This is a genomic window from Achromobacter sp. EB05, from assembly GCF_044232075.1.
Classification (GTDB): domain Bacteria; phylum Pseudomonadota; class Gammaproteobacteria; order Burkholderiales; family Burkholderiaceae_B; genus Achromobacter; species Achromobacter dolens.
In genome coordinates, this window is sequence record NZ_CP155917.1 from 585,124 (window position 1) to 606,390 (window position 21,267).

The window sequence follows — 21,267 nt, forward strand, 5'->3', positions numbered from 1 at the left end:
GGATGGGTCAGGGTCCGGGGTCGGCGGGCGGCCGCGTTTGCTTGCGGCGCGTCTCCAGGTGGGCGAGTGATTGCTGGTTGAGCGCGTCCGGGAAGCCCTGTTTCACCAGGTGCTCCAGCGCGCCGTTGATGCGCGCCCAGCCTTCCGGGGTGCGCAGCGGCACGCCCAGGAAATGGCTTTCGGTCTTGGCGCGCAGCATCAGGTACAGCACGCCCGCCAGCATCACGCTGACGACGGCGGGCACGTCCATGTCGGGGGTAAGGCCGTCGACGCGGTCGATGAAACCGCGCGCGGCGCGTTCGCGGCGATCCGCCAGCGGCGCGGACACCTCATTGCGTTCGATCAGTTCCCAGCGTCGTACTTCGCGCAGCGTCTCGTTGCCGGACAGCGCGTCGATCTGCGCGCGCAGCATCGACAGCACCAGGTCGCCGGGGCTGCGCTGGCTCGATTCGTCCGCCGCCAGCAGGTCGGGATTGCGGGTCCAGAAATCCTGTTCCTGCATCCAGGCCAGCATCAGGCCGGGCATGCCGTCGAAATAGCGGTAGATGAGTTCCTTGCTGACGCCGGCGCGCTTGGCGATGGCGTTGATGCCTACGCCTCCCATGCCGGTTTCCTTGATCTGGTCTTCGAGGGCCTGCAGGATCTGGCGCTCGGTATTCTCACGTCGGGACATTGGCCGGTTCCTTCTTGGTGAGGGGAGGGTGTCATCTTGCCAGACTTCGCCGTCCGGGAACCGCGGCCGCGCGGCAAGGTGTCGGCCCCAAGCCATCCCTTGTTGTGACCGTATGGTCACAACAATGCTCAAGATAGGGCGCGGGCGCCCCGCGCGGCAAGGGGGGAGTTTCCCTAGGCGCAGGGAAAGGCGCCGGCGCGGCCGCGCGGGCCTGCCGCGCCCCGCGGCCACGGCCTCAGATCAGGCCGCGGATGCCGGCGATGCCGTGCGCGCCATGGCGCAGGGCGTGCGAGACCGTCTGGGTGGATTGCCCGCCGAGCGCGAACACCGGGATGCCAGCGTCGCGGTTGCCTTCGACGAAGCCGTCCCAGCCGAGCGTCGGCGCGCCGGGGTGGCTGGGCGTGTCCAGCACGGGGCCCAGCACGGCGAAGTCCGCGCCCAGCTCGCGCGCGTGCACCACCTGGGCGTTGTCATGCGCCGAGACGCCGACCAGCGCCCCGGCCGGCAGGTCGGGCCGGGCGGCCAGGCGCGCGGCATCGGCGCCGCGCAGGTGCACGCCGTCGGCCTCGCGCCACCAGGCGGCCGGATGGGCGCTGTTGACCAGCACGCGGGCGCCAGCGGCGTGGCAGCGCTTGACGATCTGCTGCAGCGCCTCGTGCAGCGAGGCCGAGGCCGGGCCGTCGGGCCACTGCGGTTCACGCAGTTGCACCAGCCTGACGCCGCGCGCCAGCGCCGCGTCCAGCCGGCCCAGGAACGCCGACAGGCCGGCGCGCGAGCCGATCGAACTGATGCCATAGGCGGTCGGCAGTTGCAGCCAGCGCAGCGGCGGCAGGGTGGCGGGCAGCAGGTCGCCGACGGACGCGGCGTTGGCAGGGTCGACCCATTCCAGGCGCTGGTTCTCCAGGCTGCGCGGCTCGCCTTCCCAGCCGGTGACGTGGCAGAACGCCAGGCGCACCGTGGTGTGGGGGTAGGCGTGCACGTAGGTCACCCAGGGCCGCGACTGCGTCACGCGGATGCCGATCTCTTCCTGCAGCTCGCGCGCCAGCGCCTGCAGCACGGTTTCGCCGGGTTCGAGCTTGCCGCCGGGCAGCTCCCACCAGCCCGACCAGGGCTTGCCTTCGGGGCGTTGCCCCAGCAACAGCATGCCGTCCGGACGCAGGATCAGGCCGGCGGCGACATCGATGATTTTGTCAGACATGGCGGGCAGCCCAGTCACGGGCGAATTGGTAGGCGACGCGGCCCGAGCGCGAGCCGCGCTCGATGGTCCATTGCAGCGCCTCGGTGCGGGACGGTTCGATCTGGTCTTCCGGGCAGCCCAGCTCGCGCAGCCAGTGGTAGACGATGTCGAGGTAGTCGTCCTGCTTGAAGGGATAGAACGACAGCCACAGGCCGAAGCGCTCGGACAGCGAGATCTTTTCCTCGACGGTTTCGCCGGGGTGGATCTCGCCGTCGGGCTGGTGCTTGGACTGCAGGTTCTCGCTCATGTATTCCGGCATCAGGTGGCGCCGGTTGGAGGTGGCGTAGATCAGCACGTTGTCGCCCGAGGCGGCCACCGAGCCGTCCAGCACGGACTTGAGCGCCTTGTAGCCGGCCTCGCCTTCCTCGAACGACAGGTCGTCGCAGAACACGATGAAACGCTCGGGGCGCGAGGCCACCAACTCGACGATGTCGGCCAGGTCGCCCAGGTCGGATTTGTCGACTTCGATCAGGCGCAGCCCCCGGTCGCCGTAGGCGGCCAGCATGGCCTTGACCAGCGAGCTCTTGCCGGTGCCGCGCGCGCCGGTCATGAGCACGTTGTTGGCGGGCTTCTTCTCGATGAACTGCACGGTGTTGCGGTCGATGATGCCTTTCTGGCGCTCGATGTGCTGCAGGTCTTCGAGGTCGATGCGGGCCACGTGGCGCACGGCGTCGAGCCAGCCGCGCGAGCCGCGTTTGCGCCAGCGGAACGCGTGGGCGCTCCAGTCGATATCGGGGGGCGCGGGGGGCAGCCAGGCTTCAAGCTGGGCCAGGACGCGCTCGGCGCGCTGGATGAGGGTGGTGAATTCGTTCGCGGTCACGGTGTGATCCTGGAAGAGCGAACGGGCGGGCCCGGCACCGGGCCCGCGTCGCGTTCGCGGGCATCGTCGGAAGAAGAGGGCGCGTGTCCCGCCGCAAAGGCGTCGTGGGGGCGCGCGCCGCTCAACGGCTGTCACCTGCCGGGGACCGCGGTGATGCCACGGATTCCCCGGGGGCAGTGACCGGCGATGGGTAAGGCGCAGCCACTGGATTTCATTGCTGCCGCCATCCCGCGAGGCCCGGCGCGCAACTGAACGCCGTCGCTTCGCGCCCGGGGTCAACCGGGCGGATGGCGGGTCTTGATCAGGAACGGTAATCGGCGTTGATCGACACGTACTCGTGCGAGAAATCGCAGGTGTAGACGGTGTCGCTGACCTGGCCGCGGCCCAGCGCGATGCGCACGGCGATCTCGGCCTGCTTCATCACGCGCTGGCCGTCGGCTTCCTGGTAGGCCGGGTTGCGGCCGCCGTCCTTGGCCACCAGCACGTCGTCCAGCCACAGGCGGATCTTCGACACGTCCAGGTCGTCGATGCCGGCATAGCCGACCGCGGCCAGGATGCGGCCCAGGTTGGGGTCCGAGGCGAAGAAGGCCGTCTTGACCAGCGGCGAGTGGGCCACGGCGTAGGCCACCTTGAGGGCTTCCTCGGTGGTGCCGGCTTCCTCGACGCGGATGGTCATGAACTTGGTGGCGCCTTCGGCGTCGCGCACGATCTTCTGCGCCAGCTCCAGCGCGGCGGCGGTCAGGGCCTCGCGCACGGCGGCGTAGGCGGCGTCGGACTCGGCGTTGACCTCGACCCCGGACTTGCCGGTGGCGACGATGATGAACGAGTCATTGGTGGAGGTGTCGCCGTCCACGGTGATGCGGTTGAACGAGGCGTCGGCGATCTCGACCGCCAGCTTGCGCAGGAGCGGCTGGGCGATGCCGGCGTCGGTGGCCAGGAAGCTCAGCATGGTCGCCATGTTGGGGCGGATCATGCCGGCGCCCTTGCTGATGCCGGTGAAGGTGACGGTCTTGCCGCCGATCTGGGAGCGGCGCGACGAGATCTTGGGCAGCGTGTCGGTGGTCATGATGCCGTGCGCGGCGCTCGACCAGTGATCGGCGCCCAGGTTGGCGATGGCGCCCGGCAGGCCGGCGAACAGGCGGTCCAGCGGCAGCGGCTCCAGGATCACGCCGGTCGAGAACGGCAGCACCTGGGCGGCGGGCACGCCGAGCAGGCGGCCGAGCTCGGCGCAGGTGTCCTGGGCCTTCTTCAGGCCCTCGGCGCCGGTGCCGGCGTTGGCGTTGCCGGTGTTGATGACCAGCGCGCGGATCGGGCCGCCGTCGGCCAGGTGGGCCTGGCACACCTGCACGGGGGCGGCGCAGAAGCGGTTGCGGGTGAACACGCCGGCCACGCTGCTGCCTTCGGCCAGGCGGAATACCGTCAGGTCGCGTCGGTTGGCTTTGCGGATGCCGGCCTCGGTGACGCCGATTTCAACGCCGGCAACAGGGAAAATTTCGGACTCGGAGGGGATCTGCAGGTTAACGGCCATGACTTCGTCTCATGAATGAGCAGGACGGAAATCGCCGCCAGGGCAAGGCGGCGCGCGGGGGAAAGCTTCGTATTATCCCACTGCTTTGCGACAGCCGGCGGCGGCGGCCGGAAGGTCGGCTGTCAGGGGGCGGTCCGCATGGCGGCCACGTCCAGCACGCCGGCCTCGCGGTTGGACAGCACGCGGCGCACGGTGCCGTCGGGCGCCTGCAGCACCGACATGCCGGCGGCGACCTCCTTGCCGTCCGCCTGCCGCGCCGCGCGGCCACGCGATGGCGAGAACAGCAGGTCGCCGGGCTGCATGCCGGGCACCCGCGGGCCGGCCGTCAGCATGCGCGTGCCGGTGGGGTAGGTGATGCCGCCGAAGGCGCTTTCGCGCCCCAACAGGCCCTCGAATGCCAGCAGGCGGCGCTGGGCGTCCAGCGTCATGTCCACTTTCAGCAGCGGCAGGCCGTCCACGGACAAGGGCTCGCTGCCCTCGGCGCGCAGCAGCCAGCGCGGCGCCGCGCTGGCCGGGTCGGGGGCGCTGGCGCGGGCCGCCTCGTCGACCTTGAGCCAGGCGCCGGGCGGGATGGGTTGCTGGTTGAGGGTGTTGCCGATCGCCAGGTGGCAACTGGCAAAGCGCGGCTGGCCGCCCAGCATGACGAATTCGACCCGGTGACCGTGGGCGCAGAGCCAGCCGTCCAGGGCCTGATCGCGGGCGATCTCGGCCGATAGGGTCTCGGGTTGTCGGCTGGTGGCCGGGTAGTGGAACAGGCGGGTGGCGCTGATGCCCTGCACGCTGGCTGGGTGGCCCTCGGGGAAGGTGGCGCGGTCGAACGAGGCCGGATCGCCGGCGCTGGTCAGGCGCAATACCGTGCCGGCCGGCATGTCGACGCCGGCCAGGCGGGTGGGCTGGTCCAGCACCCGTTCGAGGCTGGCGCCCAGGCGCGCGTCGCGCTGGGCGACCAGCCATTGGCTCAGTTGCTGGTAAGGGAAGATGCCGCCGACCAGGGCCAGCAGCGTCATCAGGATCGTGCCGCGGCGGCGATGGTCGCCCAGCCACAGCCGGGCGCCGCGGCTGGTGGCCAGGACGGCCAGCCAGGTCAGCAGCGTGGAGAGGCAGGCCAGCGACACTGCCATCAGCACGTAGTAATTACCGCCAGGAAGAGATACCGGAATCATGGCGGCAATTATGCGCCAAACCGTTGTCATTTTCCGTCCGCCCGAGGGGCCGGCGGCCGGTGCGCCGCGGCTCCCCGGGCCGGGCGGCGCGCAGGAGGCGGCTCAGTCCGCGGCGGCGGCCGAGCGGGTGGCGATCACCTGCAGCTTCAGTTCGCCCAGCGCCTGGAACAGCGCGTTGCGGCTGGCCTCGGGCAGCTCGCCGAACATCGACTTGACCCACGATTCGTGGGCCCGCGCCATCTTGGCAAAACTCTTCCTGCCCTGCGGGGTCAGCTTGATGAGCGAACTGCGGCGGTCGGACTCGACCTTGGTGCGCACCACCAGGCCTTCTTTTTCGAGTTGGTCGGTGATACCGGTAATATTGCCGTTGGTCACCATCATGTGGCGCGACAATTCGCCCATCTTCATGCCCTTGGGGGCGCGCTGCAATTGCGCCATCAGGTCGAAACGGGGCAGGGTGGTGTCGAATTCGTTGCGCAGCCGGCTGCGGATCTCGCCTTCGATGAGATTGGCGCAGGTCAGCATGCGCAGCCACAGGCGCAGCGCATGGTGATCGTCGGGGGCGGCGCGGGATTCCAGGTCGGGGGCGTCTGTCATGGTCGGGAGGTTACCGGGAATGCGTGGATCGGTCTGTATTCGTGAGTCACTGGTAAAAACCCTAGACTTGTTTTGCCGGATACTTTAAACCTAAACTATGAACCGCGCCAGTTCTCCCCTTGCCGCACCACGGGATCGGCTGCTGCGGGCGCCGGTCTGACGCGCCGCCTGAACGGGTCGGCAGGCCGGGCATAGAAGTCCTTCGAATCGCAATCCCAGAAAAACACCCTCTGCGCGGCTCGCGCACGGAGCACACCACCATGCGTTTCATCACTTCCCTCGTTGCCGCCGCCGCGTTGGTTCCGGCACTGGCGCACGCCGACCCGGTCAAGGTCGGCATCGCGAATGACATTTCCGGCCCGTTCTCGGCCCTGGGCGCCGAAGCCCGCGACGGCTTCAACCTGGCCATCAAACAACTGGGCAGCAAGCTGGGCGGCCAGCCCGCCGAGTTCCTGCAGACCGACATGGGCGGCAACCCGGACCAGGCCCGCCAACTGGTGACGCGCTACATCCAGCGCGACAAGGTCGATTTCTTCACCGGCCCGATCGGCTCGAACGTGGCGCTGGCCGTCGGCCCCGCGCTGTTCGCCGCCAAGGTGCCGTACCTGTCGAACAACCCGGGCCCCAGCCAGTTCGCCGGCGCCCAATGCAACAACTACTGGTTCGGTTCGTCCTACCAGAACGACGCCTTCCACGAAGCCGCCGGCAAGGTCGCGGCCGACCGCGGCTTCAAGAAGATGTTCATCATGGCCCCGGACTACCCGGCCGGCAAGGATGCGTTGGCCGGCTTCAAGCGTGGCTACAAGACCGCCCCGGGCGACGAGGTCTACACCAAGCTCGGCCAGATCGACTACGCCGCCGAAATCGCCCAGATCCGCGCCGCCAAGCCGGACGCGGTCTATATCTTCCTGCCGGGCGGCATGGGCATCAACTTCGTCAAGCAGTTCGTGTCGGCCGGCCTGTCGCAGAGCGTCAAGCTGATCGGCCCGGGCTTCTCGGCCGACGAGGACGTGATCCAGGCCGTGGGCGAGCCGATGCTGGGCATGTACAACACGGCGCAGTGGGCGCATGACCTGGACGTGCCGCAGAACAAGGCCTTCGTCGAGGCCTTCCGCAAGGAATACAACGGCCGCTACCCGTCGGTCTACGCCGCCCAGGCCTACGACGTCATCATGGCCATGGACGCCGCCGTCAAGCAGGCCGGCGGCAAGGCCTCCGACCGCGAGGCCATCGTCAAGGCGCTGGCCAAGGCCGACTATCCCTCGGTGCGCGGCAGCTACACCTACGGCAAGAACCACTACCCGATCCAGGCTTACTACCTGCGCGTGGTCGACAAGGACGCCAGCGGCCGCATCACCAACAAGCTGGTGGGCAAGGTGTTCGACAAGTACCAGGACGTCTACGTCGGCGACTGCAAACTATAAAAGGCGGCGGGGCGCGTAAAGCGTCGCGGCTACACAATGTAGCCTGGCCCCGCGGGGTCGCACGGATCCGGCTTCTCGCCGGTCCGTCGCGACGCCCCCTTGAGGGGGAAGCGCACAGCGCTCCGGGGGTGGGCCCACCAGGGGATTTTTCATGACGTTCACGCTCATCGTCGAGCAATTGCTGAACGGTCTGCAGTTTGGGTTGATGTTGTTTCTGATCGCGGCCGGGCTGACCCTGGTGTTCGGCATCATGGACATCATGAATCTGGCGCACGGCTCGCTCTATATGGCAGGCGCCTATGTCGCCGCCGAAACCATGCAGCGCACGGGTTCCTTCACCGCCGCCGTGCTGGTGGCCGCCGTCGCCACCGGCCTGGTCGGGGTGGCGCTGGAACTGACGCTGATCCGCCGCCTGGCGCTGCGCGACCATCTGGCACAGGTGCTGGGCACCTACGCCGTCATCCTCATCGCCAATGACCTGGTCAAGATGATCTGGGGTCCGGCCCCGGTCATGCTGAACATGCCGGCGCTGCTGTCCGGGCCGGTGCGCCTGCTGCCCGACCTGCTGTATCCGGCCTACCGCCTGATGATCATCGTCTTCGGCGTGGCCTCGGCCGTGGGGCTGTACTGGTTCGTGACGCGCACCCGCGCCGGCGTGCTGGTGCGGGCCGGCGCCTCGAACCGGCAGATGGCCACCCTGATGGGCGTGCGCGTGCCGCTGCTGTTCCTGGGCGTGTTCGTGCTGGGCGCGATGCTGGCTGCCGTGGCCGGCGCGCTGCTGGGGCCGATCACCTCGGTGCAGGTCGGCATGGGCGAGGAAATCCTGATCCTGGTGCTGGTGTGCATCGTCATCGGCGGCATCGGCTCGATCCGCGGCGCCTTCGTCGGCGCGCTGCTGGTGGGCATGGTCGATACGGCCGGGCGGGCCTTCCTGCCGATGCTGCTGCGCCAGGTGTTCTCGCCGGCCGTTGCGTCCAGCGTCGGCCCGACGCTGGCGGCCATTGCCATCTACGTGCTGATGGCGGCGGTCCTGGTGTTCCGGCCTTCCGGCCTGTTTCCGGCGCGAGGCTGATGATGCGGACCTCTTCGATGCTCTGGACCCTGGCCCTGCTGGCCGCGCTGGCGGCATTCCCGCTGGTGGCGCCCGCGCTGGGCCTGGATTTCTATATCTCCTTCGTGCGGCGCGTGCTGATCTACGCGCTGGCCGCCACCAGCCTGAACCTGATCCTGGGCTACGGCGGCATGGTGGCGCTGGGCCACGCGGCTTTCTTCGGCGCCGGCGCCTACGCGGTCGGCATCCTGGCGATGTCGGGCGTGAGTTCGGCGCTGGTGTCGTGGCCGGTGGCGATGCTGCTGGCGGCGCTGCTGGCCTTCATCACCGGCGCGATCTCGCTGCGCACGCGCGGCGTGTACTTCATCATGATCACGCTGGCATTCGCGCAGATGCTGTTCTACATCTTCATCTCGCTGCGCCAGTACGGCGGCGAGGACGGGCTGAACCTGCCGGGCTACTCCACGCTGCCGGGCATCGACCTGGCCAACGACGTGGCGTTCTATTACCTGGTGCTGGCGATCTTCGCCGTGATGATGTGGCTGTTCGGGCGGGTGACGTTGTCGCGCTTCGGCACCGCGCTGCAGGGCATCCGCGAAAACGAATCGCGCATGGAATCCATGGGCTACCCGGTCTACCGCATCAAGCTCACCGCCTTCACGCTGAGCGGCGCGGCGGCGGGGCTGGCCGGCGCGCTGCTGGCCAACCATAACCTGTTCATCTCGCCCAGCCTGATGCATTGGACCCAGTCGGCCAACCTGCTGATCATGGTGCTGGTGGGCGGCATCGGCCTGCGTTATGGCGGCGTGGCCGGCGCGGTGGTGATGCTGGTGCTGGAAGAAGTGCTGCGCCAGTGGACCGAATACTGGCACCTGCCCCTGGGCGTGCTGCTGCTGGGCGTGGTGTTCGGCGCGCCGCGCGGCCTGGTGGGCCTGTTCGGCCCGCTGTTCGGCGGCCGTGCCGCGCAAACCGGCAAGGCGGGATCATGAACCAGACCCATACCCCCACGCAGGCCCCCGCGCTGCAGGCCAGCAACCTGGTGCGCCGCTTTGGCGCGCTGGTGGCCACCGACAATGTCTCGATCTCGCTGAACCCGGGCGAGATCCACGCCTTGATCGGCCCCAACGGCGCCGGCAAATCCACCCTGATCCACCTGCTGTCCGGCACGCTGGCGGCCGATTCCGGTTCGCTGGCCGTGGACGGCCGCGACGTCACCGCCATGAACGCGCACCAGCGCGTGGCGGCAGGCCTGTCGCGCTCGTACCAGATCACCAACATCTTCAAGCAGTCCAGCGTGCTGGACAACCTGGTGCTGGCGGTGCAGGCCCACGCCGGCAGCAGCTTCCGCTTCTGGCGGCCGCGCGCGGCCGAGTCGGCCCTGTACGAGCAGGCCCGCGAGCTGGCCCGCGAATGCGCCATCGACGCCAGCCTGCTGGACCGCGCCGCGGGCACCTTGCCGCACGGCGAACAGCGCAAGGTGGAGTTCGCGCTGGCCCTGGCCGCGCGGCCGCGCGTGCTGCTGCTGGACGAACCCATGGCCGGCATGGGGCCCGACGAGACCCTGCGCCTGACCGACCTGATCGAATCCCTGCGCGGCCGCGCCGCCATGCTGCTGGTCGAGCACGACATGCAGGCGGTGTTCCGGCTGGCCGACCGCATCTCGGTGCTGGTCTACGGCCGCGTGATCGCCACCGGCACGCCGGACGAGATCCGCGCCAACCCGGATGTGCGCCAGGCCTACCTCGGCGATGACGAAACGGCGCCCGCGCGCCAGGAGCTTGCCTGATGCTCAGCATTGAATCGGCCCAGAGCGGCTACGGCGCCAGCCAGGTGCTGTTCGGCGTGGACCTGCAGATCGGCGCGGGCCAGGTGGTGACACTGCTGGGCCGCAACGGCATGGGCAAGACCACGCTGCTGCGCACCCTGTTCGGCCAGCTGCCGCTGCGCGGCGGCAGGATCCATTTCGCCGACCAGGACATCAGCGGCTGGAGTCCGGACCGCATCGCCCGCACCGGCATGGCCATCGTGCCCGAGGGGCGCCAGTGCTTTCCCAACCTGACGGTGCGCGAGCACCTGACGGCCTTCGTGGCCGCGCGCAACCCCGCCATCGGCGAGCCGTGGACGCCCGAGCGCGTGTTCGAGCTGTTCCCGCGCCTGGGCGAACGCGCCCGCAACATGGGCAACCAGCTGTCGGGCGGCGAGCAGCAGATGCTGGCCATCGGCCGCGCGCTGGTGACCAATCCGCGCCTCTTGATTCTGGATGAGGCCACCGAGGGCCTGGCGCCCAAGATCCGCGAGGAGATCTGGAACTGCCTGGCGCGCCTGCGCCAGGCCGGCCAGACCATCCTGGTGATCGATAAGTACGTCGAGCGCCTGCTGAGCCTGGCCGACCGCCACGTCATCCTGGAGCGCGGCAAGGTGGTCTGGACGGGCGACTCCGCCGCGCTCGATGCCGATCGCGGATTGTGGGAACGCTACCTGGGCGTGTAGCGCGAAAGCCGCAGTCCCGGCGCGGGCGGCGGCTTTTCTTTCGATATAAAACGCAATAAAGACGAGGTTTGCCGCGGTCGGCCCGAAATAGGCTGACCTTTGGCAAATCCGCGCGTTTACGCCTGTTTTCATTCATCCCGTGGTTCTCTACACTTAGCGCGCCGTGCGTACCGCGTGGATGCGTCACGTCTTAACAAGCTGTCAGGGAAGACTTCGCATGGCGAAATGGGGTTTGCGCAAAAAATCATTGATGGCGCTGTTGCTGGCATGCCTGGTCGCGCTGGCGCCGGCCGCGCTGATCGGCTGGCAGGTGCTGGACGGCGTGCGCGATCACTTCGGCCGCGCCTTCGCCGATAACTTCACGCAACTGAACCGGCAGCGCATCCTGGCGCCGGTGTCGCGCGAGCTGGCGCTGTCGCAGCGGCTGGCCGACAGCGAGGTCACGCGCCGCTGGCTGCGCAACGAAAGCGATCCGGCCGCGCGCGAACTGTTCTTCCGCGAGGCCGACGGCTACCGGCGCGACCTGCTGGGCCGCGCCTATTTCATCGCCAGCGCCGCCACCGGCCACTATTACTTCAATGACGACCAGCCGCTGTCGGAGGCGCCGCGCTACACGCTCAGCCGCGACGCGGCCGACGATGGCTGGTTCTACAACTCGCTCAAGGCGAGCGCGCGCTACAACATCAACGTCAATCCGGACCTCAAGCTCAAGACCACCCGGGTCTGGATCAACGTGCAGGTGCGCGACGGCGACAAGGTCATCGGCCTGACCGGCGCCGGCCTGGACGTGGGCGGTTTCCTGCGCGACTTCGTCAACAGCGGCCAGCCCGGCGTGACGCCCATCATCGTCGACGAGGAGGGCGCGATCCAGGCGCACATGGATCCGACGCTGATCGCCTACAACTCAGGGGCCGGCGGCGCGGAAGGCGCCAGCGGCCGCGGCAGGGTGTTCAACCTGCTCGACGCAGGCAACGGCCGCGACGAGCTGCGCTCGGCGATGCACGCGGCCCAGGCCGATCCGCAATCGGTGCAGTCGGCCTGGGTCACCATCGACGGCGTGCGCCAGCTGGTGTCGGTGGCCTACATGCCCGAGTTGCACTGGCACGTGCTGACGGTGGTCGACCTGGGCGCGGCCCGCGTGCTGGACACCGACTGGCTGTGGCCGGCCGCGATCGGCCTGGTGCTGCTGTTCGCGGCCCTGCTGCTGTGTTTCGGCTACGCCATCGAGCGCCTGATGCTGCGTCCGCTGCGCCGCCTGCAGCAATCGGCCCGCGCCATCGCCAACGGCAGCTACGACGTGCGCCTGCCGCCGGGCGGCCAGGACGAGATCGGCGACCTGAGCCGCGCCTTCGGCGTCATGGCCGACAAGGTGCGCCAGCACACCGCCGAACTGGAAAGCAAGGTGCGCGAGCGCACCTCCGAGCTGGAGGATGCCAACCGCGCGATGGCCGCCGCGCACAAGAAGATCGGCGATTCCATCGACTACGCCAGCCTGATCCAGCGCGCCATCCTGCCAGACCGCCAGTTGACCCAGTCGCTCGGCGCCCACCACTTCGTGCTGTGGAAGCCGCGCGACGTGGTCGGCGGCGATTTCTACGTGTTCCGCTCGGACGGCCCGAACTGCCTATTGGGCATCATGGACTGCGCCGGCCACGGCGTGCCGGGCGCCCTGATGACCATGCTGGCGCGCGCCGCCATCGACCTGGCCATCACCGAAGCCGGCCCTGCCGACCCCGCCGGGATCCTGGCGCGCACCGACGGCGCCATCCGCGCCATGCTTGCCGATGCGCAACTGCCGCGGGCTCTGGCGACCAATACCGACGCGGGGCTGGTATATATTGACCGCCAATCCGGCATGTTGCGTTATGCCGGGGCCAAGATCAGCCTGTTTGCCAGCAACGGCGAAACCCTGCGCGAGGTGCCCGGGGGCAAGCGCGCGCTGGGCGACAAGCGGACCGGGGCCTACCAGAATATCGAGTTGCGCATGGAGCCGGGCTGGACTTACTACCTGGCGACCGACGGCTTCCTGGACCAGGCCGGCGGCGAGCATGGTTTCGGCTTTGGCAACACGCGTTTCGCCGAAATGCTCAAGAGACACGCGCGGCGGCCGTTAACTGACCAGGCGGCCGCGTTTACCGAGGCCCTGGCTCGCTACCAGGGCGAACGGCCGCAGCGCGACGACATTACCTTGCTGTCTTTCCGTTTCGAATAATCGTTATCAGGGCGGTAACTCCCATGAATGCCTCCGATCTCTACGCATTGGGCGAGCGGTTCGACCAGAATCGCACGCTGTTGTGCTTCAACGGGCCGATCTCCCGCAGCCTGATCGAGGAAATCGGCAACGCGCTGAAGAACTACCTGAATGCCGAGCATGCCCGGCCGGCGGAGGCCATGGACGTGTTCTCGGTCTACATCGAGATGATCCAGAACATCCGCCAGTACGCCGCGCAGAACGGCGACACGGACGCCGCCGCCACCGTGGTCATCGGGCGCCGCGACGAGAGCCGCTACGTGGTGTCGGCCGGCAACCTGGTCAAGGCCGAGGATGGCCGCAGCCTGGTGGCCCGCATCCAGCGGCTGGCCGGGCTGGACAAGGCCGCCCTGAAGGCGGAGTACAAGACCCAGTTGCACAAGCCCCGCACCCCCGGCGTGGCCTCCGGCGCCGGCCTGGGACTGATCGATATCGCGCGTCGGGCCGGCGCGCCGCTGGAGGCCAGCCTGACGCCCGCCGCGGGCGAGGGCCGGGCGTTCTTCAGCCTGAGCGTCGTGATCTGACCGCCGCCCCTGAGCCTTAGACCTTTTCGGAGTTACTGATGAAAGACCTGAATATCGCGGGGACCCAGTCCACGCCCGCCATCACCGCGGACGCCGCCGCCGGCGTGCTGGCGATGCGCGGCGACTCCTACCCCGAGAATTCGTTCGAGCTGTTCGGTCCGGTGATCGAGTGGGTCGAGGCCTACCTGCTCAGCAGCGCCGCGCCGCTGAACCTGGAACTCGAATTGCTCTACCTGAACACCAGCAGCATCAAGTCCGTCATGGACATCTTCGACTTGCTGGAGGCCGCCCACGGCAAGGGCCGCAGCGTCAGCGTCACCTGGTTCTACGACATGCGCAACGAGCGCGTCGGCGAGCTGGCCGAGGAATTCAAGGAAGACTGCACCTTCCCGTTCTCGGTCGTCGGCCGCCAATGAAGGCCGGCAACGCCGAGCTGGATGACCGCATCGCCGGCCTGCTGGCGGATCCGGCGTACGCCGGGCATCCGTTGCGCGAGGCGTTGCAGGATCTGTGGCGGCACACCGCCGAACAGATGGCGCGGATCGAGCGCGTCACGCACTTGTCGGACGCCTACCAGTCCATGGCGCACCAACGCGAAATGGGCCTGTGCGAGCAGTTCGACCGCCAACTGCGGCGGCTGGCGCGCATCGCGCGCATCTCGGATCACTACCAGAGCATGATGCGCGACCTCAATGCCACGCTGGAGGAAACCTCGCGCCGCGATCCGCTGACCGGCCTGCTCAACCGCCGCGCCCTGATGGAAATGATCAAGCAGGAAGTCCAGCGCGCCGCCCGCGGCGGCCAGGCCTTTGTGGTGGCCATGCTCGACGTCGACCATTTCAAGTCCGTCAACGACCGCTACGGTCACGAGATCGGCGACCGCGCCCTGGTCGAGCTGGCTGGCGCCATGCGCCGCAGCGTGCGCGAGTACGACCTGTGCGGCCGTTGGGGCGGCGAAGAGTTCCTGGTGCTGCTGCCCGCGACCCCGCCGGAAACGGCGCAGGGCGTGATGGACCGGCTGGTCGGCGCGGTGCGCGGCCTGGCCCTGGATGTCGGCGCCGACGTGTTGCGCCTGACCGTCAGCATCGGCATGGCCTGTCACCAGCTCGGAGAAACCTTTTCAGAAACGCTCAGCAGGGCGGACCAGGCGTTGTACCTGGCCAAACAGGATGGACGCGACCGTGTCGCACTTGGTTTCCCCCGGCCCTGAAATGAACCCGGAATCGCTGTTTTTCCGGTATGGAGCCCCTTATGCTTGATTCTCATCCAGGCGGTTCGAGCGCGGCCCCGCAGGGCGCCGCGTGGCAGGTGAGCAACTATCTGGCGTCGATGGACCGGGCACTGCTGCTGTTCGATTTCGATGCCGCCGGCTCCCTTATCAACGCCAACGACAACTTCCTGGCGGCGCTGGACTACACCCGCGCCCACATCCCCGGGCTGCGCCATGACCTGCTGTGCGACAGCATGGACGAGGGCAAGGGCATCGCCAGCGCCGAACATCTCTGGGCGCGGCTGCGCCGCGGCGAGTTCTTTTCGGGCACCTGCCGTTACCGCACGCGCAGCGGCGCGTCCGTGTGGATCGAGGCGACTTACCTGCCGATGCGCGACGAAAGCGGCGAAGTGCGCCGCATAGCGGTGATCTCGCGCAAGTCGATCGCCGACGCCGAGCGCCAGGAGGAAATCCGCCTGCTGCTGCTGGGCATCAACGAAACCGGCAACGCCGTGGCCGTATCGGGCCGCGACGGCCGCATCGTCTACGTCAACGACGGGTTCCAGCGCATGCTGGGCTTCTCGCGCGCCGACGCGCTCGAGCAGGAGCTGGGCGAACTGCTGGCCGGCACCCGCCACGACGGCGGCACCCGCGAGGAACTGGACCGCCGCATCGCCTGCCGCGAGGGCTACCACAAGGACGTGCTGGTCTACGACCGCAGCGGCAAGCCGCTGTGGGTGTCGGTCATGGCCAATTCGGTGTTCGACGAGCGCGGTTCGCTGGTGAACGTCGTCGACGTGCTGACCGACATCACGCCCACCAAAGTGCACGAGGTGCTGCAGCGGCGAGTGCTGCAGGCCATGGTCAACGAGGCCTCGGTGGTGGAAGTGATGAATATGGTGTGCCGCGAGGTCGAGCGCCTGGCGCCCGAGGTCGCGGCAACGGTGCTGCGGGTGGACGAGGCCGGCAAGCTGCGGCCGCTGGCCGCCCCGAGCATGCCCACGGCCTACACCGAGGCGCTGGACGGCGAGGCCATCGGCCCGCAGTCGGGCGCCTGCGGCACCTCGGCCTTCCTGGGCCGGCCGGTGATCGTGCCCGACATCGCCACCGACCCGCTGTGGGATGACTACCGCCACCTGCCGTTGCCGGACGACATCAAGGCCTGCTGGTCCTCGCCCATCAAGTCGAGCGACGGACGTGTCATCGGCACCTTCGGCTTCTATTTCCGCGAACGCCGCCTGCCGGACGACTTTCACCATCGCCTGGTGGACGTCTGCGTCTATCTGTGCGCGCTGGCGCTGGAACGCGAAGAGGCCCGCGCCCGCATCCGCCAACTGGCGTTCTACGACGAACTGACCGGCCTGCCGAACCGCAACCTGCTGCTGGCCCAGGCCGAGCAGGCCATCGCCCGCGCCGAGCCGGAGCGCAAGCGCGTGGCGGTGCTGTTCCTGGACCTGGACCGCTTCAAGCAGGTCAATGACACGCTCGGCCACCCCATCGGCGACGCGCTGCTGCGCGACATCGCCCAGCGCCTGCGCCGCCTGGCGCGCGCCAGCGACATCGTCGGCCGCCTGTCGGGCGACGAGTTCGTGATGCTCATGCCCGATTTCGAGCATGGCCGCCTGACCGCCGCCGCCGAACACATCCTGGTGTCGCTGTCGCACCCGTTCGTGGTGGGCGGGATCACGCTCAATCCGTCGGTGAGCATCGGCATCAGCGTGTTCCCCGAGAATGGCCGCGACATGGACACGCTGCTGCGCCACGCCGACATGGCCATGTACCAGGCCAAGACGGCGGGGCGCAACCGCATCTCCTTCTTCAGCGCTGAGATGAACCGCCAGGCTCAGGAGCGCCTGGCGCTGGAAGCGGCGCTGCGCGACGCGTTGGAAGGGCGCGCGCTGCGACTGCATTACCAACCGCAGGTGGGCTTGAAGAACGGCAGCCTGTATGGGGTCGAGGCGCTGGCGCGTTGGCGCCATCCGACGCTGGGCGAGATCTCGCCGGCGCGCTTCGTGCCGCTGGCCGAGGAATGCGGCCTGATCGGCGACCTGGGCGACTGGGCGGTGCGCGAGGCCTGCTCGCAGCTCTCCATCTGGCGCAACAACGGCCTGCGCGTGCCCTCGGTGTCGGTGAATCTGTCGGCCACCAATTTCCACAACCTGAACTTGCCGCGCATGATCGCCGCGACCCTGGCCGAGTTCGGGCTGGCGGCGTCGGACCTGATGCTGGAGATCACCGAGGGCGTGGTGCTGGACGCGACGGCGGGCACGCTGCGCACGATCGCCGAGCTGCATCGTCTGGGCGTGCGCCTGTCGATGGACGATTTCGGCACGGGCTATTCCAGTCTGGGCCACCTGCGACGCCTGATCGTCGATGAACTGAAGCTGGACCGCAGTTTCGTCCAGGGCCTGGAGAACGACGACGCGGCGCGGGCGCTGACCAGCGCCGTCATCCGCATCGGCGAAAGTCTCAGCCTGCCGGTGGTGGCGGAGGGGATCGAGAATGAGGAGCAGCGGCGCTTCCTGATCGAGCAGGGGTGCGCGGCGGGGCAGGGGTTTCTGTTTTCGCCGCCGTTGCCGGCGGGGGATCTTGAGGAGTGGCTGCGGGCTAGGGGGTGAGCGGTTTTTTTGCTTGCTTGCGTCGAAGTTGGGTTCTTGAGTCGCGCGTGTCGGGGTCGGTGGGGGATGGCGGGGCTACGATTGCGGTCCGGAGCGTTCGCTCCGGACTGCCCCGGGCTCAACCTCGTCCGCCTTCGGCTCCCTACGGTTTCCGCCGGGCGCATCTACACGCCCCGTCATCCCCCACCGACCCCGCCACGCGCTCGCGATGAGGCTTAGCCTCGGGCGCTGGGACGGGTTGTGTGCTTGGCATGCTGGTGACCGTCATGATGCGGGGAGAGGGTCTTGCGGGGCCCGCCGCAAGCCGGCCGCGCGGGCGGCCTTTTGCGGCTTACGCGATGTCTTGCGTCGGAATGATGACGCTCTCGCGTGTGGGGACGGCGGAACCGTTTGCTATTGATAGTCTGTTGGCATCCCGACGGCTTGTGGTCGGCGGGAGGGCGCGTCATGCGTAACATGCCGCCGAGTCAGCACGAGCAGGGAGTGTCAGTATTTTTGTGTTTAAGGCATTAAACGCCTGGCCGAGGATCGGTCAGGCTTGTTGATGCTATCTCAGCGATACGGGTCGGTGAAGCGTTCGGCATAAATGATGGCGAACTGGTTCATGGCGGTTTTCCAATCATGAGTGGCACCTCCCCAGGCCTCGGTAATGTTGCGCAGTACCAACCAGAGCAGCTTGGTGGCCGCCTCGTCGCTAGGGAAGTGGCCCCGGGTTTTGACCGCGCGCCGCAACTGCGCATTGATGCTCTCGATGGCGTTGGTGGTATAGATCACCTTGCGGATGGCCGGCGGGAACATAAAGAACGGGATCACGCGGTCCCAGGCCCGGCGCCAGGCATCCACGATCGGCGAGTAGCGTTGCCCCCACGGCCCCCGCTCGAACTCTGCCAGGGCCGCTAGTGCTGCCTCGACGGTCGGTGCGGTGTAAATGGGCTTGAGCGCCGCTGCCACGGTGCGCCGCTCCTTCCAACTGGCATAGTCCAGGCTGGCGCGGATAAGGTGCACGATGCAGGTCTGCAGCGTCGTGGCTGGGAACACCGCGTTCAGCGCCTGCTCCATGCCCTTCAAGCCGTCGGTGACCGCGATCAGGATGTCCTGCGTGCCGCGGGTCTTCAGTTCGTTGAACACCTTCATCCAGAACTTGGCGCCTTCGGTCTGCTCGATCCACAAGCCCAGGATGTCGCGCGTGCCGTCTGGCAGCACACCCAGCGCCAGGTACACCGCCTTGTTGCGCACCACCCCATCCTCGCGGATCTTGACTCGTAGAGCATCGAAGAACACCACCGGATACATCGTCTCCAGCGGCCGGGTCTGCCAGGCGGTGACCTCGTCCATGACTGCGTCGGTCACCGAGCTGATGAACTCCGGCGAGACCTCAGTGCCATACTGCTCGGCCAGGAACCCCTGGATCTCGCGCACCGTCATCCCGCGTGCGTACATCGCGATGATCTTGTCGTCGAACCCGGTAAAGCGACGTTCGTGCTTGGGGATCAGGATCGGGGCGAAGCTGCCGTCGCGGTCCCGGGGAATGTTCACGCGCAGCGGGCCGTCGTCGGTAAGCACCGTCTTGGGGCTCTTGCCATTGCGCTGGTTGGTCGCCTCCTCGGGGCGCTCCTGGCCCTGGGCATAGCCCAGGTGGTGTCCAAGCTCAGCCCCCAGGGCCCGCTCGATCAGCGCCTTCTTGAACGCCATCGACAGGTCCTGCACCGCCTCCGCGGTCATCGGGCCTTTAACGAATTGATCTACCAGGTCTGCCGGAATCGACGGCAACTCGCGCAGGGGAAGTCTCTTCTTTGTGGCCATACACATGCTCCTTGAGCGGTATGTTAGGCCTCAAACACAAAATTTATGACACTCCCCACGAGCAGCCTGGCTGCGTGGGCACATCGTAATCATGCGCCAATGAAACACCGCCCGCACCACGCCTGTTTGTGGTCGGCGCGAGAGGTCGTCCCGCGCAAAATGCTTGACGCCGCGCCGACCACCACCGCCCCCCCCCTGACGTGCGGAATCATTAGAAAACCGCTCGCCGCCAGCGCGCAGCGCATCCGCAACACGTTCAAATGCACAGACGCCCATCGTGGCCGCCCGCGCGGCCGCGATGGGCAGCCCCGCAGATTCCATTCCCCGCACACAGGTCTAGCAGCGCGACAAGCCTAGACGCACGTAGCCCCTCGGGCGGGCGGACCCGGTGGCGGGCAACCTCGATGCGCCCGAGGGAATCCGTAGATACCGTCTTGGCCGTCAAGTAGAAAAAGCGTAGTCAGGTCTGTAAGGCTGCCGCGTCTTGAGCACACCGAAGCACAGATGTACCACCTTGCGCATGCAAGCACCCAGCGCCGACATCTTGGTCTTGCCCGCCGCCAGCAGCCGTTGATATAACGCCCGCACATGGGGGTTGTGTTTGGAAGCAACAACGCCGGCCATATACACCTTGGCCCGTACATCAGCGGGACCTGCCTTGGACATGCGGCTGCGCCCGCGTAGCGACGTGCCCGACTGTCTCCGCACCGGCACCAGGCCTAGATATGCCGCCAGATCCTCGGCGCACTTGAACTGGTGCATGCGCATCACTCGCAGCATGGTTCTGGCCACCTTCGGGCCGACCCCGGGGATGGAGGACAACAGCTTGGTGTCGTCCTTCAGGTCAGGGTGCCGGTCGATGTGGTCATCGATGGCCTTCTCCAGGCGAGCGATCTCCTTGTCATAGAAGCTCAGGGTGTCACTGATCGAACGCTCCACCAGCTCCGAGGCCGAACTGGCCTCGATCTTCTCTTGGCGGTTCATCGTGCGCAGCCGATCCTTGGACAGCGCGTCCAGCTGGGTAATCAAGGCGCGTAGCTCGCGCACATGTGCCGGCGGGGGCTGCCAAGCACCAGGCCTCATCGCCACGCCATAACGAGCCAACACCAGGCTATCGAGTGCATCTGTCTTGGAGCGCATCGCCATTGCCCGACTGAAGTCGTGCACGCTGGCCGGGTTGGCGATCGACACCGCGATGCCGCCGTCATGCAGCGTCGTGGCGGCCTGCTCGTGATACGGGCCCGTGGCTTCCAGCACGGCATGGGCCTGGTCGGCTCCCACCCCGTGCTTGGCGCACCATCGAACCAGTTCGTGCACTCCGTCCCGACTATTAGGCACAACCTTGCTCTTGCGCTTGTCGTTCTCTGGATCCAGCAACAACGTGCAGTCCAGCTTCAGCTTGGAGACATCAATACCCAGATAGATCATCGTTCATACCCCCTCATACAAGAAAGTATGCCAACTGCGCCCACTTACCTTGTGCATGCAGGGTCAATCAGCCCTAGGCTACCGTCCAGTGTCCGCGATGGCGTCAGAGGTGAGAGACAGGGGTTTGGTCTACGGAACAGGGTTAAGTCCCTCGGGAGCCAAAGAAACTCACCTGCCTCTCATGGAATGGTAGCTAACCATCCCAGGGATCAAGATACAAGGGAGCCGAAGGCGTACGAGGATGACGATGGGGCAGTCCGGAGCGAACGCTCCGGACCGCAATCGTGGGCGCCCGCCACCGGGTCCGCCCGCCCGAGGGGCGACCTACGAAGATCAAACGACGCCCCAAACCTCCCCTGCCAATCCCCTCAGCACCCCAAGCCCGTCCCCAAAATCCACCCCCCACGTTTCCCCCATTTGCGATCCTCCCATTCCGGGTATATATTTCAA

General features: G+C 67.5%; 18 protein-coding genes. 10 read left to right on the plus strand and 8 right to left on the minus strand.

The window, feature by feature from the left end:
* Positions 1–7 precede the first annotated feature (7 nt).
* From AAID08_RS02710 to AAID08_RS02735, 6 genes are all read right to left on the minus strand, one after another.
* Positions 8–673: a TetR/AcrR family transcriptional regulator gene (locus AAID08_RS02710; RefSeq protein ID WP_054503376.1), complete on the minus strand. Its 666-nt coding sequence runs from the start codon at positions 671–673 to the stop codon at positions 8–10.
* 235 nt (positions 674–908) lie between these two features.
* Positions 909–1,871 (minus strand): Nudix family hydrolase, encoded by a 963-nt coding sequence (locus AAID08_RS02715; protein WP_054503377.1) that lies wholly within the window; start codon positions 1,869–1,871, stop codon positions 909–911.
* A complete protein-coding gene (locus tag AAID08_RS02720; protein ID WP_395757332.1) occupies positions 1,864–2,730 on the minus strand; it encodes an ATP-binding protein in 867 nt (288 codons plus the stop codon). The genes AAID08_RS02715 and AAID08_RS02720 overlap by 8 nt, the downstream gene beginning before the upstream one ends.
* Before the next feature lie 301 nt (positions 2,731–3,031).
* On the minus strand, positions 3,032–4,258 hold the full coding sequence (argJ, locus tag AAID08_RS02725; RefSeq protein WP_175144088.1) for a bifunctional glutamate N-acetyltransferase/amino-acid acetyltransferase ArgJ: 1,227 nt from the start codon (positions 4,256–4,258) through the stop codon (positions 3,032–3,034).
* Positions 4,259–4,380: 122 nt separating this feature from the next.
* Positions 4,381–5,421, minus strand: coding sequence for a hypothetical protein (locus AAID08_RS02730; protein WP_054503380.1), 1,041 nt, complete (start codon positions 5,419–5,421; stop codon positions 4,381–4,383).
* Between the two features lie 102 nt (positions 5,422–5,523).
* On the minus strand, positions 5,524–6,018 hold the full coding sequence (locus AAID08_RS02735; protein WP_054503381.1) for a MarR family winged helix-turn-helix transcriptional regulator: 495 nt from the start codon (positions 6,016–6,018) through the stop codon (positions 5,524–5,526).
* 260 nt (positions 6,019–6,278) lie between these two features.
* Between AAID08_RS02735 and AAID08_RS02740 the strand changes: the two genes are divergently transcribed.
* From AAID08_RS02740 to AAID08_RS02785, 10 genes are all read left to right on the plus strand, one after another.
* Positions 6,279–7,442, plus strand: coding sequence for an ABC transporter substrate-binding protein (locus tag AAID08_RS02740; RefSeq protein ID WP_175144089.1), 1,164 nt, complete (start codon positions 6,279–6,281; stop codon positions 7,440–7,442).
* Between the two features lie 151 nt (positions 7,443–7,593).
* The gene (locus AAID08_RS02745) at positions 7,594–8,514 is read left to right on the plus strand and encodes a branched-chain amino acid ABC transporter permease (protein ID WP_006388547.1); all 921 of its coding nucleotides are present in this window, start codon (positions 7,594–7,596) and stop codon (positions 8,512–8,514) included.
* Positions 8,514–9,482, plus strand: a complete 969-nt coding sequence (locus AAID08_RS02750; protein ID WP_395757333.1) for a branched-chain amino acid ABC transporter permease — start codon at positions 8,514–8,516, stop codon at positions 9,480–9,482. Before AAID08_RS02745 ends, AAID08_RS02750 begins: the two co-directional genes overlap by 1 nt.
* A complete protein-coding gene (locus AAID08_RS02755) occupies positions 9,479–10,279 on the plus strand; it encodes an ABC transporter ATP-binding protein (RefSeq protein ID WP_049071043.1) in 801 nt (266 codons plus the stop codon). The genes AAID08_RS02750 and AAID08_RS02755 overlap by 4 nt, the downstream gene beginning before the upstream one ends.
* Positions 10,279–10,983, plus strand: a complete 705-nt coding sequence (locus tag AAID08_RS02760) for an ABC transporter ATP-binding protein (RefSeq protein WP_006388550.1) — start codon at positions 10,279–10,281, stop codon at positions 10,981–10,983. The genes AAID08_RS02755 and AAID08_RS02760 overlap by 1 nt, the downstream gene beginning before the upstream one ends.
* Positions 10,984–11,200: 217 nt before the next feature.
* Positions 11,201–13,195 (plus strand): biofilm regulation protein phosphatase SiaA, encoded by a 1,995-nt coding sequence (gene siaA, locus AAID08_RS02765; protein WP_217485668.1) that lies wholly within the window; start codon positions 11,201–11,203, stop codon positions 13,193–13,195.
* A 23-nt stretch (positions 13,196–13,218) separates the two neighbouring features.
* On the plus strand, positions 13,219–13,758 hold the full coding sequence (gene siaB / locus AAID08_RS02770) for a biofilm regulation protein kinase SiaB (RefSeq protein ID WP_054503384.1): 540 nt from the start codon (positions 13,219–13,221) through the stop codon (positions 13,756–13,758).
* Positions 13,759–13,796: 38 nt separating this feature from the next.
* Positions 13,797–14,174 carry a biofilm regulation phosphoprotein SiaC gene (siaC, locus tag AAID08_RS02775; protein ID WP_054503385.1) on the plus strand — a complete coding sequence of 126 codons (378 nt, stop codon included), beginning with the start codon at positions 13,797–13,799 and terminating at the stop codon, positions 14,172–14,174.
* Positions 14,171–14,968, plus strand: coding sequence for a biofilm regulation diguanylate cyclase SiaD (gene siaD / locus AAID08_RS02780; RefSeq protein WP_054503386.1), 798 nt, complete (start codon positions 14,171–14,173; stop codon positions 14,966–14,968). Before siaC ends, siaD begins: the two co-directional genes overlap by 4 nt.
* A gap of 41 nt (positions 14,969–15,009) precedes the next feature.
* Complete coding sequence (locus AAID08_RS02785; protein ID WP_054503387.1) at positions 15,010–17,586, plus strand: EAL domain-containing protein; 2,577 nt, start codon at positions 15,010–15,012, stop codon at positions 17,584–17,586.
* A gap of 552 nt (positions 17,587–18,138) precedes the next feature.
* Here AAID08_RS02785 and AAID08_RS02790 read toward each other — a convergent pair.
* Together AAID08_RS02790 and AAID08_RS02795 are read right to left on the minus strand one after the other, a co-directional pair.
* Entirely contained in the window at positions 18,139–19,389 is a 1,251-nt protein-coding gene (locus tag AAID08_RS02790) for an IS256 family transposase (protein WP_395756634.1), read from the minus strand.
* A gap of 441 nt (positions 19,390–19,830) precedes the next feature.
* Positions 19,831–20,817, minus strand: a complete 987-nt coding sequence (locus AAID08_RS02795; protein WP_116793657.1) for an IS110 family transposase — start codon at positions 20,815–20,817, stop codon at positions 19,831–19,833.
* Positions 20,818–21,267: the final 450 nt, after the last annotated feature.